We start from the raw sequence: 15,017 nt of genomic DNA, 5'->3' as shown, positions 1-15,017 counted from the left end.
CTAGCTGGCCCGGCGTCTTTCCCCGCTTGAGAGTTCAGCGCCATCGTCGATATTTCCTTCGTGTACGACTCCAACTGATTGCGTGTCGCTCAAAGTGAGGGAGAATGTGCCGTCAGGCCGTTGAAAATCACCCTTGTCATTCATGACCCAGAGTTCGCCGGTCGAGATGTCGAACCAGGCACCGTAAATGCAGAGTTTTGCGTTTCGTTCAAGCTCGTTCACGTACGGGAACGTGCGCAAATTTGAAATGGAATTTCGAATTGAAACGCGCTCCAAGGCCGTCTGCCGCTCGACCTCCGTCATTAATAGATTCCCCCTCATCTGTTCGGCACCCGCGTCGAGCAAGCTTATCCATTTACCGACAAAATCTCCCGGACCGATCGGTTCTCTGTCCCTACACAGCGCAGCTTGGATCCCTCCACATCGACCATGGCCCATGACGACGATGTTGCTGATCTGGAGCACCCGGATCGCGTATTCCAGTGCCGCGGACGTGGCATGGTAGTGATCGTCCGGCTCGTAGGGTGGTATAACGTTTGCGATGTTGCGCACGACGAATAATTCGCCCGGCCCACAATCGAATATAGTCTCTGGTGCAGCCCTTGAGTCGCAACACGCTACGACCAGAGCGTGGGGGCGTTGGCCGGCCTCTGCAAGCTGCCGATAGCGATCACGTTCATCCCTGTATCGCCCGAGCATGAAGTTTTCATAGCCGTTAAGCAGCTTATTTGGAAAATCCGTCATGTTTACGCTCCTTGTCGGGCGAGGTCGTCATGTGCCCTGCGACTGCTGGATTGGTCTGATAGCGGCGGCGGGTGTTGCCACACAAATTCCGGTTACCCGCTAAACGCCTGAGCGATCGCAGCCATGGTCACGACCCCACTTGCGTTGAGAACCGATAGTGAAAGGCCCTTGTCTGCCATTGCCTCGGAGACGATCTCCGCTGAGCTCTCAAGGATGAGTGGCGACACGCTCCGGTATGAAAATACCGATGGCGAGCGACCCAGAAGCCTTCTTGCTTCATTCATCAAGATCGTGGCTTGAAGTGGCCCGTGAACGACGAGGCCAGGGTAATGCTCCCGGTCTCTTGCATACTTGATGTCGTAGTGGATGCGGTGTCCGTTGAATGTCATAGCCGAATAGCGGAAAAGAAGAACTTCCGACAGTGATATCGTCCGTCTCGTCGTGTACTCCTTTTGCTCGCGGGCAGTGGGAGACGGAGTGGGACCAGCAGCCATTTCCCGATAGACAATGTCCTGGCGCTCAGTTGCTGCAAGACCCCTCCCGGTCCAGGTTTCGTGGTCGACGGCCACGAACCAGAGAGAACCCGACTTTCCATTCTTTTGATCAACGCTCGATACCCGCGATCTGCGCTCAACCCTATCGCCTTCACGAAGTTCCGATAAGAACCTCACCTCACCTCCTGCCCACATCCTGCGCGGAAGGGGCACAGGTGGGAGAAAGTCACCTGTCCTCGGATGCCCGTCTGAACCGAGATCGGGTGTGTCGGCAATCTGTGGGCCAAGAACCCAGTGGATTCCGAGATGGGTAGCGCCGGCTGACGGTTCGGGTACGAGCCCATGGAGCGTCGCATTGAATTCAGTGATCAGCCGCGGCGTCAATGTATCGGTGTCGGTCTTTTCACGGCCGATCCACGACTTCAGATGTTCGGTCTGGCCTACGTCAATCGACATAATTTCTCCAATCACTCGTGCAACTTTTGTGTTCCGACCGCTCGTGTCTTCTATCGGCGAGCGCAACGACAACTCTCGCACAAGTTCGCGAGATGTTGCCCTTCAATCTCGCTATGGACGGTATTTCCAGTTTGTTGGCTCGATGCTCCTGAGAGCTCTCGCAACGTAACAAGCTCGATCGCCCGGGCCTGCTATTGAAGGACTATGAGCAGGTCCTTTGCATCTATCTGTTGTCCTGGCTTCACGAGGACCTCGACAACCACTGCGTCCTTGTCTGCGTGCATTGCAGTTTCCATCTTCATCGCCTCGATCGAAAGCAGCACATCTCCGGCCTTCAGGTTCTGACCCACAGAAACCGCGACGGTCGAAACAACACCAGGCATTGGAGCGCCAATCTGGTTGGGATTTCCGGTTTCGGCTTTTCGGTGATTGGCGCTTGAGGCATTAGAAGAACGGTCTGGAACCTTGATCAAACGAGGTTGACCATTGAGTTCGAAAAAGACCTTTACCATGCCCTGTTCATCGATGTCGCTCGTTGCGAGCAACTGAACGACGAGCGTTTTTCCCTTCTCGATTTCCGGCAAAATCTCCTCGCCAGGCGCCAACCCGTAGAAGTACGCATCGGACGGGAGCACAGAAACAGGCCCATATGTCTCGTAAGCCTCTGCGAAGTCGCAGAAGACCTTCGGATACATCAAATATGACGTAAACTCCGTCTCCGAGATCATTCGATCAAGCTTTGCTTCAAGTGCCTTGTATTCGGCTTCCAGATCGGCCGGATCAAGCAGTGAGCCGGGACGCTCGGTGTAGGGTATGTCGCCCTTGAGCGCTTTCCTCTGCAACGCTGGGGGCCAGCCGCCCGGAGGCTGCCCCAGATCTCCCTTGAGCATCGACACGACCGAGTCCGGGAATGCTATATCCTTGATTGGATCTTCGACATCGGCGACCGTCAGGTCCTGAGAAATCATCGTCAGCGCCATGTCGCCGACCACCTTGGAGGACGGCGTTACCTTGACGATGTCACCAAACATCTGGTTGGCGTCGGCATAAGCCTGCGCCACTTTGTGCCACTTGGTTTCGAGGCCGAGCGAACGGGCTTGCTCCTTTAAATTGGTGAACTGGCCGCCCGGCATTTCGTGGAGATAGACTTCCGAGGCCGGTCCCTTGAGGTCGCTTTCGAACGCGACATACTGCCTGCGCACCGCTTCCCAATAGAGAGAAATTCGCCGAATCCACTCCGCATCGAGGCCGGGATCGCGCTCGGAGCCGCGCAGCGCCTCCACGATCGAGCCGAGGCAGGGCTGCGAGGTATTGCCGGAAAAGGCATCCATCGCCGCATCGATGACATCGACGCCGGCATCGACAGCGGCCAGAACCGTCGCTGCGGAAATGCCCGACGTATCATGCGTGTGGAAATGAATCGGCAGGTCGGTTGCCTCGCGCAGCGCCTTGAACAGCACCGAAGCCGCTGCCGGTTTCAAAAGACCGGCCATGTCTTTCAGCGCGATCATGTGGGCGCCGGCCTTTTCAAGCTCTGCAGCCAAGGACGTGTAGTATTTCAGATCGTACTTCGGGCGCGCCGAATTAAGGATATCGCCGGTGTAGCAGATTGCCGCCTCGCAGATCTTGTTCTCTTCAGCCACCGCATCCATCGAGACACGCATGTTGTCGACCCAATTCAGGCAGTCGAACACGCGAAAAACGTCGATGCCGCCCTTGGCCGCCTGTCGGACGAAATATTTGACAACATTGTCCGCATAGTTCTTGTAGCCAACGCCATTGGCGCCACGCAGCAGCATTTGCAGCAACAGGTTAGGCGCGCCCTCTCGGATCAGCGCCAGGCGTTCCCACGGGTCCTCGGTCAGAAAGCGCATTGACACATCAAAGGTTGCGCCGCCCCAGCATTCGAGCGAGAAGAGGTTCGGAAGCGTGCGTGCATAGGTTCCGGCGATTCGCGCGATATCGTAGGTGCGGACCCTCGTCGCAAGTAACGACTGGTGACCGTCGCGCATCGTAGTATCGGTCAGCAGCACTTGCTCCTGGCCCCGCACCCAGTGAGCGAATCCTTTTGGTCCGAGCTCGTCGAGCATTTGCTTCGTGCCGGGCTTAATATCGGCGTCGGCGTAGGGCACCGTCGGTCGCGCTGTATCGCCGGGCGGCCGCTGTCGACCGCGGGTTTCCGGGTGTCCATTGACCGTGACATCAGCAAGGTAAGTCAGCAGCTTCGTCGCTCGATCCTGGCGTTTTACCTGCCGGAACAACTCGGGCGTCGTGTCGATGAAGCGCGTGGTGTAATTGTTAGTCCTAAATTTCGGATGTGAGATGATCGCCTCGAGGAATGTAAGGTTCGTCGCGACCCCGCGAATACGAAATTCTCGCAGCGCGCGATCCATGCGGTGGATTGCTTCCTGCGGTGTCGGCGCCCAGGCGGTGACCTTTTCGAGAAGCGGATCGTAGTATCGCGTGACGATGCCTCCGGAATAAGCTGTTCCGCCGTCCAGACGGATGCCAAATCCCGACGCCTGGCGATACGCTGTGATGCGGCCGTAATCCGGGATAAAATTGTTTTCCGGATCCTCAGTTGTGATTCGACATTGTAGCGCGTGCCCATTCAGTTTGATCGAATTCTGCTCTGGGACCCCCGAAGACGGTGTTCCGATTGCGTGGTTTTCTATGATCCGAATCTGTGCTTTGACGATGTCGATACCCGTCACCAGCTCTGTCACGGTATGTTCGACCTGGATGCGTGGATTAACCTCGATGAAGTAGAAAAGACCAGTCTCAGCGTCCATCAAATATTCGACTGTGCCCGCTCCCACGTAGTCGGTCGCTTGCGCGATATCCAGCGAATAGGCGGCAAGTTGGTCGCGCTGCTCATCGCTCAGGTAAGGCGCCGGCGCGCGCTCGACGACCTTCTGATTGCGTCTCTGGATCGAGCAATCGCGTTCAAAAAGATGGACGACGTTCCCGTGCTTGTCGCCGAGTATCTGGCTTTCGACATGGCGAGCCCTCTCTACGAGCTTCTCCAGATAGACCTCATCCTTGCCAAAGGCTGCCTTCGCCTCCCGCCTGGCCTCATTTACTTCTCGGGGAGGTCAGCCTCCGATCGTATTACGCGCATGCCGCGGCCCCCGCCGCCCCAGGAGGCCTTAAGCATCAATGGATATCCGACCTCAGCAGCCATGCGTGAGACTGCATTCATGTCGTCCGGCAGCGGCCCTGTGGCCGGGACAACCGGTACACCGACTGAGATTGCCAGATTCCGCGCGGCAACCTTATTGCCGAGTTGGCGCATTGTGTCCGCTGTCGGGCCGATGAACGTGATGCCGGCCTCGTTGCAAGCGTCGACAAATTCCGGGCTTTCCGACAGGAGGCCGTAACCGGGATGGATAGCATCCGCGCCAGAAAGCTTGGCGACACGGATGACTTCGTCGATCGACAGATAGCTTTCGATTGCTCCGAGATCGCGGGCAAGGTGCGACCCCCGCCCGATCCGATAACTTTCGTCAGCTTTGAACCGATGAAGCGACAGCTTATCCTCTTCGGCCCATAGGGCAACCGTCTTGATGCCCATCTCGTTTGCAGCTCGAAAAATTCGGATCGCTATTTCGGACCGGTTTGCAACAAGGATCTTGGAAACAGGCATGAACTCTCCTTCGTCGGAACCACATCGGTCCAATCGATACGAATCTTTTGGTGCAGAAATTTTGGAAACTTCACGCGCGCGTGGAGGCGAGACTCAGTATACGTTCTGCACGCACGATAACGGGGCGATCGATCATTGTGCCGTCCAGGCTCGCCGCGCCTTTGTCCTTGATTGCACCCAAAACCCGCTTGGCCCAGTCGATCTGCTTTTGATCCGGCAAGAAGGCCGCCAGCGTAGGTTCAATTTGCTTGGGATGGATGAGCATTTTTCCACCGAAACCTAGCTCGGCGGCAAAGTTCGCATCATCCGCGACAACGGCCAGATCCTGGAAATTTGTCGTTACACCGTCAATCGGCTGCGCCTTGCCGGCCAATCGTGACTTCAAGACCAATTCGTTGCGTGCGCCGGCCAAGGCCGCCCGGGTATGGGCGCATCCCAGATCCAAGCAAAAGTCGAGTGATCCAAAAGCTACTGCGGGGACGGCGTGGTGTGACAGTATCTCCGAAATTTGCGATAGGCCGGTGGCTGTTTCGATAAGTGCAATGACCGGAATGTCACGGTTCATTCTCGATAGCAGAAGATCCACGTCTGCGCGTTGTTCAGCTTTCGGAAGGACAATCGCCGCCACGTCTATCGTCGCCACGCAGGCGACGTCGTCGTCAAACCACTCGGAATGCACACCGTTTATGCGGACATACAGAGGCAGATGGTCAATTTGCGCTGTACGAAGGTTCGCCCGCGCACCCTTAGATTCAGCTGCAACGGCGTCTTCAAGGTCAATTATTACGGCGTCCGTTCCGCTCTCGGCTGCTTTCGCAAATCGCGCGGGCTGGTCCGCCGGAACAAAGAGTGGCGCTCTCGCACAAATAAACGACTGCATAGTCACTTCTCCCCTGACCTACAAATGCCTGGGCGTGGCGAATGCTCACACGGGCTCGGGATATGGGCGATATCTGGCCGGTTTTCATATGTTCGCGAAGCTATGGTCAAATCCCTTCGGGCTGTTGCTGGCATTCTTACCCACTGCTCTATGATTGGAAATTACAAATCTTTGATAGGCGCTATCAGCTTTATCGAAGTCTGGAGCGTTGCGGAACGTGTCAGAAGGACTGCAGGTCCACACCAGGATAGGCTTGCCAAGCCCCGCTCGCGACCAATGTCGCGATTTCGCTGCGCACAATCTCGCAAACCACGGATGTTGCTCGAGTATCGTTGCGGCTTGAAGGCAGAGCCATGACAATCTGCCGGGTAATTTTTGGGTTTGTGAGTGTGGTAAGCCTGAACCGACCTTCCGGCTTTTCGCGGAAAAACGCCGACAACGGCAGCACCGTACTTCCCAGGCCAGCTTCCACGAGTTCTTTCAGGACTCGGAACGAGATCCGCCTCGTAGCGAACATTTAGATGCACACGGGCTTTTTCGGCGGCCGCTTCTACGACCAGGCGTAAACCGTGGGGGCGGCTTGGTAAGACAAGCTTCATTTCCCCAAGTGTCTCGACCCGCAGCTTGTCTCCGGGAAGGCAGATTGATGCTGGTGACACGAGCACAAGCTCTTCGAAAAACAATTCTCTCATGCGCAAGTGCAGGTCGGTAGACGGCCCATAGATCAAAGCTGCGTCGATATCTCCGCGATGGAGCCAATCGATAAGGTGGCCCGCATACGCCTCGACAATGCGCAAAGATATATCTGGGTAATCGCGAGCCACTCTCATCGCCACCCGGCCCGCAACGACATCGCTAACCGACGGGATCAACCCTAAAGCAACCTGGCCAGCGGGCTTTGAGGACAAAGAGCGTACATCCTCAATGGACTTTTCGAGCTGCGCAACCAATCCCGACACACGCGACAGAAGCTCCTCGCCTTCTTGAGTGAGATGCATGCCCCGTCCAGATCTTGCAAAAGCTCATGGCCGATTTCAGCTTCCAGGAGCTTGACCTGTCGCGAAAGCGCGGGCTGGGCCAGTCGCAGTCGATCAGATGCTTTGCTCAGGGAGCCTGTTTCGGCGACAAGAATGAACGTCCTGAGCTGTTTAAGATCCATGCTTGAGGTAGTCCCTGCCGACGATAAATTGAGCGCCCGAGACAGTCGTTCGAGAATTGACAACAATCGACTATGGATACAATATCCTTTTTCAGAAAGCAACGGATACCGAACGTACTTCCGTACAGTCATTTCCCGGAATCAAAATTGGAGCCCTCCATGAAATTAATCGAGCGCGACGAAGTTAACGCGATGCTCAACTTCCAAGTCGTTGTCGAGGCCCTTGAGCGAGCACATCGGCGCCCACCCATGGAAGTTTCGGAGAGCTTTCTCGGATCGCCGGAAGCACTCTATTTCATTCGAAACGCGGTGGATAATGGGCGCTACATGGCTAGTAAGCTTATCACCAGCTTCCCAGCTAATCCCAACAAGGGGAGCCTTCCCGCGGTTCAGGCAGTCGTCGTGCTTTTTGATGGAAAGGACGGTCGCCCCCTCGAGCTCATCGACGGCACATCCATTACACATTGGCGCACGTCTTGTGATTCAGCACTCGGTGCCAAGATCCTGGCTCGCCCCCAGTCCGAAGAGCTGCTAATTGTTGGCGCGGGCGAGATGTCAGCATGGCTCGCAGGCGCCCACGCCTCAGTGCTGCCCAATCTTAAACGCATCCACATCTGGAACCGAAGCGTCGGACGAGCTGAAGAGGTGGCGGAGCGTCTCCATTCCACAGGACTTCCTGCGACAGCCGTCACCGACCTCGATGCAGCGTTGACCACGGCTGACGTGATCTCTGCATGCACTCGCAGTTCCGAGCCGATTATCAAGGGATCACTCTTGAAGCCGGGCGCACATCTCGACCTTGTGGGAAGCTACAGCCTCAGCACTCGTGAGGCTGACGATGAAACTGCACGCCGTTCGCGCATTTTCGTGGATCTTAGGCGCTCTGCAATGCACGTCGGTGACATTGTTGGCCCACTAGAGAGCGGGGCTATTCGGGAAGTGGACATACTCGGTGAGTTGTCAGAGCTTGTCACCGGTTCGGTAAAGGGGCGTACCTCCGACGCCGAAGTCACCCTCTATAAGAACGCTGGAGGAGGGCACCTGGACTTGATGCTTGCGGAATTGATCCATGATCTGCATCGGCAACGGCTCTAAAAGACAGAAGACGCTCCAATTCCGCCTGACTCGATGAACACTATGCTGCGGGATCGATCTGCAACCAATCCCGCAGCGCCACAGAAACTTGGTCGGGGCGCTCCATCGGTGCCATATGGCCACAGGCTTCAACCGTCCTCAACCTCGCACGAGGCATCAACGCGGCCATTTCCTCGTGGATTGCTCGCGGGGTGATCTGATCATCGTGTCCGCAGAGCACGAGCGAGGGACAAAGAACTTTACTCAGAATTTCCCTTCCATCCGGCCGCTCCATCGCGTTCTGACGCAGGAATTCGTCTCTTCCCACACGTTGCGTCATCTCTCGAATCCGTTCCGTTAGGGCGATATCTCCTAAACGGTCAGGATGAACATAAGATGCGAGAAGGTTCTGGGATATCCCTGAAAAAGATCCCGAAATGCTCGCGGCGCGGGACAGGGCCTGCCGCTGCTGCGTGCGCGCGGCAGTGTCCGCGTACATCGACGTGTCCAGCAGTGCGAGGCGATCGACCCTTCGCATATCTCGTCGCAACACCTCCTGAGCTACGAAGCCGCCGAGAGAAAAGCCGGCGAGGCAAAATTCCCGTCAACCGAACGCAAAACGCGCTGCGCGATATCCTCCAGATTCTCTGCGCCTTTGAGGTTGGGAACAAAGCAATGCGCAAAGGGACTAAGCGCACCGATTTGCTCGCGCCAAAGGTCCTCATCACACATGAATCCCGGAATGAGCACCAGGTTGGGCTTCCGCGCATGAATCACATTCAAATCCTTCTGAAACGGTGAAGCCGTTCCCTTCCCAAGCGAGTTGACAGGTCGACCCAATGATTGGATACTATATTCAATCGCTACGTAATGTGCAATTGCGCGGCAGTTTTCCCGAACCGATCCCGAAAGATATTTCTCGACCGTGGTCGACAGCTTTGAGGGGCTGCGGGACTTGCGTACCGCAGCCTGGCAGGGAGATTCTCCAACAGCAGCGGCCAGGCGCGGCCGGAATACTGCGAGGAAGCTCGCATTTCTGCGGCCACGGAAGTGAGAAGTTTTGGATTTACCATGGAGGCGGAGAATGAACAGCGTACCCTGGAGTGGATTAGTGGAAGACACTCAGGCGGCGGGGACCACCTCCGCCCTTTGCGAATTCGTTCATCGCCTCAGCTTTGATGACATACCACCGCGGGTCGTGGAGTTCTCGAAGGGCTTGATGATCGATTGGCTCGGCTCGACTTTGGCCGGTCGGGGAACTCGCCAAGTTGAGATCATCGACGCGTTCAGCCGGGCAATGGGGCCGGTGACCGGACTGAGCACCGTTATACCAACCCGACGGAAAACAAGCCCTTACTTCGCTGCAATGGTGAACGCCGCGGCCTCCCACGTCGTAGAACAGGACGACGTGCACAACGGCTCGGTGTTCCATCCGGCAACGGTGATTTTCCCAGCGGTGCTTGCCGTCGCCGAAGCTGAGAGGAAGAACGGAAAAGAGGTACTCACCGCATGCATTGCAGGGTACGAAGTCGGAATCCGCGTCGGTGAATTCCTGGGCCGCTCCCATTATCAAACCTTTCACACGACAGGCACTGCGGGGACGATTGCCGCTGCCGCCGCGGTCGGCAAGCTCATTGGCCTGGATGCTGTCGACCTAAATCATGCGCTCGGCACGGCAGGTACCCAGGCGGCGGGGCTATGGGAGTTTCTCCGGGATGCGGCCGATTCCAAACAATTACATACAGCCAAAGCCGCCGCGAGTGGTTTGACCGCTGCCTTCCTGGCGCGGGATGGCTTCAAGGGCGCAACACGAATTCTAGAAGGCAAGCAAGGCATGGCGGCCGGCATGTCCAGCGATTCCGATCCCTCGCGACTCATCGATCGGCTTGGGAGCAGGTGGGCGACTGAAGAGACCTCCTATAAATGGCACGCATCGTGTCGACACACACACCCAGCCGCAGATGCCCTCCAAGTGCTGATGGCGCGGGAAAAATTAGAGGCGGAGGACCTGCATGAAGTCGTCGCCCATGTTCACCAGGGAGCAATCGACGTGTTGGGTGCCGTGGACGTTCCGCAAACCGTCCACCAATCAAAATTCTCAATGGGCACCGTGCTCGCCCTGATCGCTGTGCACGGCGTCGCGGATCTCGATGCGTTCGAGAGGTTTGCTCTTCACGACCCTCGCGTCGCAGGTCTTCGATCCAAGGTTCGGATGGAATTCGACCCGGAAGTGGACGGGCTCTATCCGAAGCGCTGGGTGGGCAAGGTGAGCGTCGTGACGACTCGCGGAGTCCGGCGTGATGCCAGAGTTGATGAACCGAAGGGCGATCCCGGCAACACGCTCACCAGGCAGGAACTCATAGAAAAGGCGATCCGCTTGGCCGCTTTCGGTCACGCTGCTACCGAACAAGAGACACGCAGCCTCATCGCTCGCATCGAGGCGTTGGAGACTACCAGTGGATCCCTAAGTATGCTGCCCTGAGCCTCTCCTCGCTAAAATAGCAATGCTTGAAGCGGGCTGGGCTGAAGGGCGAAGTGTCGTAGGGCGTGGATTGGCCCGTTATCTGGCTTGCGATGATTTCCCCCGTTACTGGTCCGAGCGTCAGCCCATGGTGGCCATGGCCAAATGCAAACCAGAGGCCACCATGCCCTGGGGCCGCACCAATGACCGGGAGCATATCAGCCATGAATGGGCGCTCGCCCATCCAGGGTTCAGGCGCAATGCGCTCGGCGAGCGGGAAAATATTGTGAGCTTCAGCTTCTGCCCGATCGATTTGGGTCGGAGTCGATGGAGCTCCACGGGAAGCAAATTCAACACCCGTCGTTAAGCGAATGCCATGTGCCATGGGGGCAAGGAAATAACCTTTGTCTCCATCCATGAGCCAGCCGTTCAAATGCGTTCCCGGCCGGCTTCTAAAATGGACGTGATATCCCCGCTTCCCCACGAAGGGGAATTTGTATCCCAACGTCCCGACAAACTCATTGGACCACGGCCCAAGAGCGATGACGACGTGCTCACAATCCTGTACGCCTTGGCTCGTTCGCAGACACCATCCCGCCTGTGTTCGTGAGAGAGTGTACGCATCCCCCTTATAAAGCAGCCGCCCAGTCGTTTAAACAGGTTTAGATAGGCTTGGCTTAGCGCCAGGGGTCCTTCACGGTCCACGCTTGAGTCCAGTGGACTCCGCCGGCAAACTTTGTCGAGAGATGGGGTTCGCGCTTCGCCACGTCAACGCTGGATAGTTCGGTCTGTTCGACTCCGTAGGAGTCTTTAAGACGGCATGCCTCCTCTAGCCGGGCTTCCAGTTCCCTGCCTTGGCGATAAAGCTCGGTCCACCCCTTCGACAAAGAGGCCCGTGGCGCCCGCGGCCTCTGCGAGCTCCGCATGAGTAGTGATCGAGCGTTCGATGAGGGGCCGATAACGCTCCGCAATCGACTGATGGCGATGCGGGTGAGAATTCCACCAGTATCTTGCCAAGAAGGGTGACAATCGCGGCAGCGCGCGCCAATGAAAGCGGACGTCAATTTGGCGGTTTAATGCGTAGCGCAGGATCACACCCGGCTGCTGTGGAAATCCATGAGGAACAACACCGTCGCGCTGGATGACACCTGCATTGCCGAATGACGTAGCGTGACCCGGCTGTCCTCTGTCCACAAGGACGACTGACTTACCTTGCCGTATCAATTGAAGGGCGCAGGAAATCCCAACGATCCCGGCTCCTACGACTATCACATCAACTGCCATGATACCGCCTGTCATGCCTCGCGTGGCACCCAAGTTGCTGAATCGACATGCGACCGACGCCCGCCGGCCGCATCTCTCTTAAGATGCTATTTGCCCGGATGGCCCGTCGCCCGCGTGAGAAGGATCACTCCGGCCTCGGCGGCGGTATCGTAATAGGTAAAGCCGGTGCGATTGGCTCGACGGCCCTTCATCAACGTGGTCAACCCTCTGCTGTTGGCCTCAGCTTCAGCCGCGTCGGCATCCGGGACCTCGAAGCCGAGATGGAAGACACCCTCACCCTTGGTGTCCAGGTGGATGCGCTGTGGCGTTGGATCCATGTTGGGCTGGCACAGCTGGAGCTGAATGTTCGGGAGATTGCAGATCCGATACTGCATGGCCAGGAAGCCTTTGCTGTTGGGAACTTTCAACTCTTCGTACTCAGCGAGCGGCGGATACGTTTCCCAAGGGCCAATTCCGACAGATTCGTAGTATGCCTGCGTCTTGTCGATATCGTGTACGACAATGCAAATGTGGTGCAGTTTCTTCGTGATGTCCGTCATTTAATTACCCCTTATCCGGCATGACATAATTTTGAACACGCCGCCCACCGTCCCGATGATCGTCTCGCCGGTAATTCATGAGGCGTCATCGGTGGCGAGGAATACGACGTCCGAAGCGATCTCTCCGCCATTCCGAATTGTCCGAGCGGCATTCGAGCCTTGGCACTGGAAACGAAGTATCGCCAAATTGGCGCAATACACAAAGAACGGCTTTCGAAAGCAGGTATCGAAAACGGCTATAGGTTACGACTCTTCGAGAAATGGAGATTTCGAGCCAAAATATACGCCGCGCACGTCTACAGCGTTGCTCGTTATTGCGGCTGCGGAAGCAGTGGCTAAAGGCCTCAGAGGGAACAGACGGTTCAATACAGTTCGGAAATGCTGCCATCTTTAGTGAGATCGGCATTACAGGCGTGACCATGTCGTTCAGCCCTGCATTTCGCGCACCGAAAGCCCCACCTCCAAAAGCAAGCGTGGAATGAAGGCGACGGTCGGGGCGGGATGACATAGTGCCCCCGTTGTGGGTTACATATTCGGATAGACCGGCCCCTCGCCACCCTGCGGCGGGACCCAGTTGATGTTCTGGTTGGGGTCCTTGATGTCGCAGGTCTTGCAGTGGACGCAGTTCTGGGCGTTGATGACGAAAACGTCTTCGCCGTCCTTTTCCACCCATTCGTAGACACCCGCCGGACAGTAGCGGGTCGATGGGCCGGCATAGACGTCAAGCTCCGAGCGCTTCTGCAATTCCATATCCCTGACCTTGAGGTGTACCGGCTGGTCTTCCTCGTGATTGGTGTTGGACAGGAACACCGAGGAGAGCCGGTCAAAGGTCAGCATGCCATCCGGCTTCGGATAGGCGATCGGCTTGTGTTTGGCCGCCGGCTCCAGCGACTGCGCATCGGTCTTGCCGTGTTTCAGCGTGCCGAAGAAGGAGAAGCCGAACAGCTGGTTGGTCCACATGTCGAGACCGCCGAGCGCGACGCCGGCGACTGTGCCGAGCTTCGACCAGAGCGGCTTGACGTTGCGCACCCGCTTCAGGTCCTGGCCTATGGCGCTGTCGCGCCAGCCGTTTTCGATCTCTATGACCTCGTCATTGGCGCGACCGGCGGCGATCGCGTCAGACAGTTTTTCGGCCGCGAGAATGCCCGAGAGGACCGCATTATGGCTGCCCTTGATGCGCGGTACGTTGACGAAGCCGGCCGAACAGCCGATCAGCGCGCCGCCGGGGAAAGTCAGCTTCGGTACCGACTGGTAGCCGCCCTCCGTGATGGCGCGGGCACCATAGGTCAGCCGCTTGCCGGCTTCGAAGGTGCCGCGGATGGCCGGATGCGTCTTGAAGCGCTGGAATTCCTCGAACGGATAGAGATAGGGGTTCTTGTAGTTCAGGTGCACGACAAAGCCGACGGCGACCAGATTGTCTTCGAGATGATAGAGGAACGAACCGCCCCCGGTCTTCATGCCGAGCGGCCAGCCGAACGAGTGCTGCACCAGACCCTGTTTGTGGTTCTCCGGCTTCACCTGCCAGAGTTCCTTGATGCCGATGCCAAACTTTTGGGGTTCGCGGTCCTTCGAGAGATCGAATTTCGCAATTAGCTGCTTGGCGAGCGAGCCGCGCACACCCTCGCCGATCAGCGTGTACTTGCCGAGCAGTTCCATGCCGCGGGCAAAGTTCGGGCCTGGCTCGCCGTTCTTCTCGACGCCCATGTCGCCGGTGGCGACACCGATGACGGCGCCCTGATCATTGTAGAGCACTTCGGTCGCGGCAAAACCCGGATAGATCTCGACACCGAGCGCTTCGGCTTTTTCGGCCAGCCACCGACAGACCAGACCGAGCGAGACGATATAATTGCCGTGATTGTTCATCAGCGGCGGCATTAACAAGTTCGGCAAGCGGATCGAACCGGCGGGGCCGAGCAGCAGGAACTGGTCGTCCGTCACCGCGGTCTTGAAGGGATGCCCCTCCTCTTCGCGCCAGCCCGGCAGCAGCCGGTCGATGCCGATCGGATCGACCACCGCGCCGGACAGGATATGCGCGCCGACCTCGGCACCCTTTTCCAGAACGACGACCAAAAGCTCCGGATTGACCTGTTTCAGCCGGATCGCCGCCGACAGACCAGCCGGACCTGCGCCGACGATCACCACGTCGAATTCCATGCTTTCGCGCTCGGGCAGTTCCATAGCCATTTTGAATCGTTCCTTCGTTAGACTGCCTGGCGCGCCCCACTGGCGGCACAGACAGTAACACCATTGACGTGCGCAGCATCTCAACAGCCATTCCAT

Annotated in this window: 11 protein-coding genes and 2 pseudogenes; 3 read left to right on the top strand and 10 right to left on the bottom strand. The window is 57.3% G+C overall.

What is annotated here, in order from left to right:
- The 5 genes and pseudogenes from P6U16_RS25690 to P6U16_RS25670 all read right to left on the bottom strand — a co-directional run bounded on the left by P6U16_RS25690 (position 1) and on the right by P6U16_RS25670 (position 7,218).
- The gene (locus tag P6U16_RS25690) at positions 1 to 744 is read right to left on the bottom strand and encodes a carbonic anhydrase (protein WP_277704233.1); all 744 of its coding nucleotides are present in this window, start codon (positions 742 to 744) and stop codon (positions 1 to 3) included.
- Between the two features lie 92 nt (positions 745 to 836).
- Positions 837 to 1,694 carry a MaoC family dehydratase N-terminal domain-containing protein gene (locus P6U16_RS25685; protein WP_277704232.1) on the bottom strand — a complete coding sequence of 286 codons (858 nt, stop codon included), beginning with the start codon at positions 1,692 to 1,694 and terminating at the stop codon, positions 837 to 839.
- 191 nt (positions 1,695 to 1,885) lie between these two features.
- Positions 1,886 to 5,340 (bottom strand): annotated as a pseudogene (gene pyc / locus P6U16_RS25680) (pyruvate carboxylase).
- Positions 5,341 to 5,410: 70 nt separating this feature from the next.
- On the bottom strand, positions 5,411 to 6,220 hold the full coding sequence (locus P6U16_RS25675; protein ID WP_277704231.1) for a CoA ester lyase: 810 nt from the start codon (positions 6,218 to 6,220) through the stop codon (positions 5,411 to 5,413).
- 161 nt (positions 6,221 to 6,381) lie between these two features.
- Positions 6,382 to 7,218 carry a LysR substrate-binding domain-containing protein gene (locus P6U16_RS25670; RefSeq protein WP_277704230.1) on the bottom strand — a complete coding sequence of 279 codons (837 nt, stop codon included), beginning with the start codon at positions 7,216 to 7,218 and terminating at the stop codon, positions 6,382 to 6,384.
- 26 nt (positions 7,219 to 7,244) lie between these two features.
- Between P6U16_RS25670 and P6U16_RS25665 the strand changes: the two genes are divergently transcribed.
- A complete protein-coding gene (locus P6U16_RS25665; protein ID WP_277704229.1) occupies positions 7,245 to 7,385 on the top strand; it encodes a hypothetical protein in 141 nt (46 codons plus the stop codon).
- Positions 7,386 to 7,538: 153 nt separating this feature from the next.
- Positions 7,539 to 8,474 (top strand): dehydrogenase, encoded by a 936-nt coding sequence (locus P6U16_RS25660; RefSeq protein ID WP_277704228.1) that lies wholly within the window; start codon positions 7,539 to 7,541, stop codon positions 8,472 to 8,474.
- Positions 8,475 to 8,514: 40 nt separating this feature from the next.
- On the opposite strand, the gene P6U16_RS25655 is transcribed toward P6U16_RS25660, so the two are convergent.
- Entirely contained in the window at positions 8,515 to 8,991 is a 477-nt protein-coding gene (locus P6U16_RS25655; protein ID WP_277704227.1) for an alpha/beta hydrolase, read from the bottom strand.
- 23 nt (positions 8,992 to 9,014) lie between these two features.
- Positions 9,015 to 9,575 carry a hypothetical protein gene (locus P6U16_RS25650; protein ID WP_277704226.1) on the bottom strand — a complete coding sequence of 187 codons (561 nt, stop codon included), beginning with the start codon at positions 9,573 to 9,575 and terminating at the stop codon, positions 9,015 to 9,017.
- Here P6U16_RS25650 and P6U16_RS25645 point away from each other — a divergent pair.
- Positions 9,565 to 10,935, top strand: a complete 1,371-nt coding sequence (locus P6U16_RS25645) for an MmgE/PrpD family protein (RefSeq protein ID WP_277704225.1) — start codon at positions 9,565 to 9,567, stop codon at positions 10,933 to 10,935. The genes P6U16_RS25650 and P6U16_RS25645 overlap by 11 nt on opposite strands.
- On the opposite strand, the pseudogene P6U16_RS25640 reads toward P6U16_RS25645, so the two are convergent.
- The 3 genes and pseudogenes from P6U16_RS25640 to P6U16_RS25630 form a co-directional block, all read right to left on the bottom strand.
- Positions 10,904 to 12,198, bottom strand: a pseudogene (locus P6U16_RS25640) (FAD-binding oxidoreductase). The gene P6U16_RS25645 and the pseudogene P6U16_RS25640 sit on opposite strands and share 32 nt — an antisense overlap.
- Positions 12,199 to 12,284: 86 nt before the next feature.
- Entirely contained in the window at positions 12,285 to 12,737 is a 453-nt protein-coding gene (locus P6U16_RS25635) for a VOC family protein (protein ID WP_277704224.1), read from the bottom strand.
- A 525-nt stretch (positions 12,738 to 13,262) separates the two neighbouring features.
- Complete coding sequence (locus tag P6U16_RS25630) at positions 13,263 to 14,921, bottom strand: electron transfer flavoprotein-ubiquinone oxidoreductase (protein WP_277704223.1); 1,659 nt, start codon at positions 14,919 to 14,921, stop codon at positions 13,263 to 13,265.
- Positions 14,922 to 15,017 lie beyond the last annotated feature (96 nt).

The organism is Rhizobium sp. 32-5/1, assembly GCF_029537235.1.
In the GTDB taxonomy this organism is placed as follows: Bacteria; Pseudomonadota; Alphaproteobacteria; order Rhizobiales; family Rhizobiaceae; genus Pararhizobium.
The sequence above is the reverse complement of the archived record's forward strand: the minus strand, read 5'-3'. Positions and strand labels throughout refer to the sequence as shown.

Excerpts from the sequence above, each read along its gene's own strand:
- P6U16_RS25635 (WP_277704224.1), bottom strand. The coding sequence starts at position 12,737 with ATGACGGACATCACGAAGAAACTGCACCACATTTGCATTGTCGTACAC.
- P6U16_RS25675 (WP_277704231.1), bottom strand. The coding sequence starts at position 6,220 with ATGCAGTCGTTTATTTGTGCGAGAGCGCCACTCTTTGTTCCGGCGGAC.
- P6U16_RS25630 (WP_277704223.1), bottom strand. The coding sequence starts at position 14,921 with ATGGCTATGGAACTGCCCGAGCGCGAAAGCATGGAATTCGACGTGGTG.
- P6U16_RS25690 (WP_277704233.1), bottom strand. The coding sequence starts at position 744 with ATGACGGATTTTCCAAATAAGCTGCTTAACGGCTATGAAAACTTCATG.
- P6U16_RS25660 (WP_277704228.1), top strand. The coding sequence starts at position 7,539 with ATGAAATTAATCGAGCGCGACGAAGTTAACGCGATGCTCAACTTCCAA.
- P6U16_RS25670 (WP_277704230.1), bottom strand. The coding sequence starts at position 7,218 with ATGCATCTCACTCAAGAAGGCGAGGAGCTTCTGTCGCGTGTGTCGGGA.
- P6U16_RS25685 (WP_277704232.1), bottom strand. The coding sequence starts at position 1,694 with ATGTCGATTGACGTAGGCCAGACCGAACATCTGAAGTCGTGGATCGGC.
- P6U16_RS25665 (WP_277704229.1), top strand. The coding sequence starts at position 7,245 with ATGGCCGATTTCAGCTTCCAGGAGCTTGACCTGTCGCGAAAGCGCGGG.
- P6U16_RS25655 (WP_277704227.1), bottom strand. The coding sequence starts at position 8,991 with ATGCGAAGGGTCGATCGCCTCGCACTGCTGGACACGTCGATGTACGCG.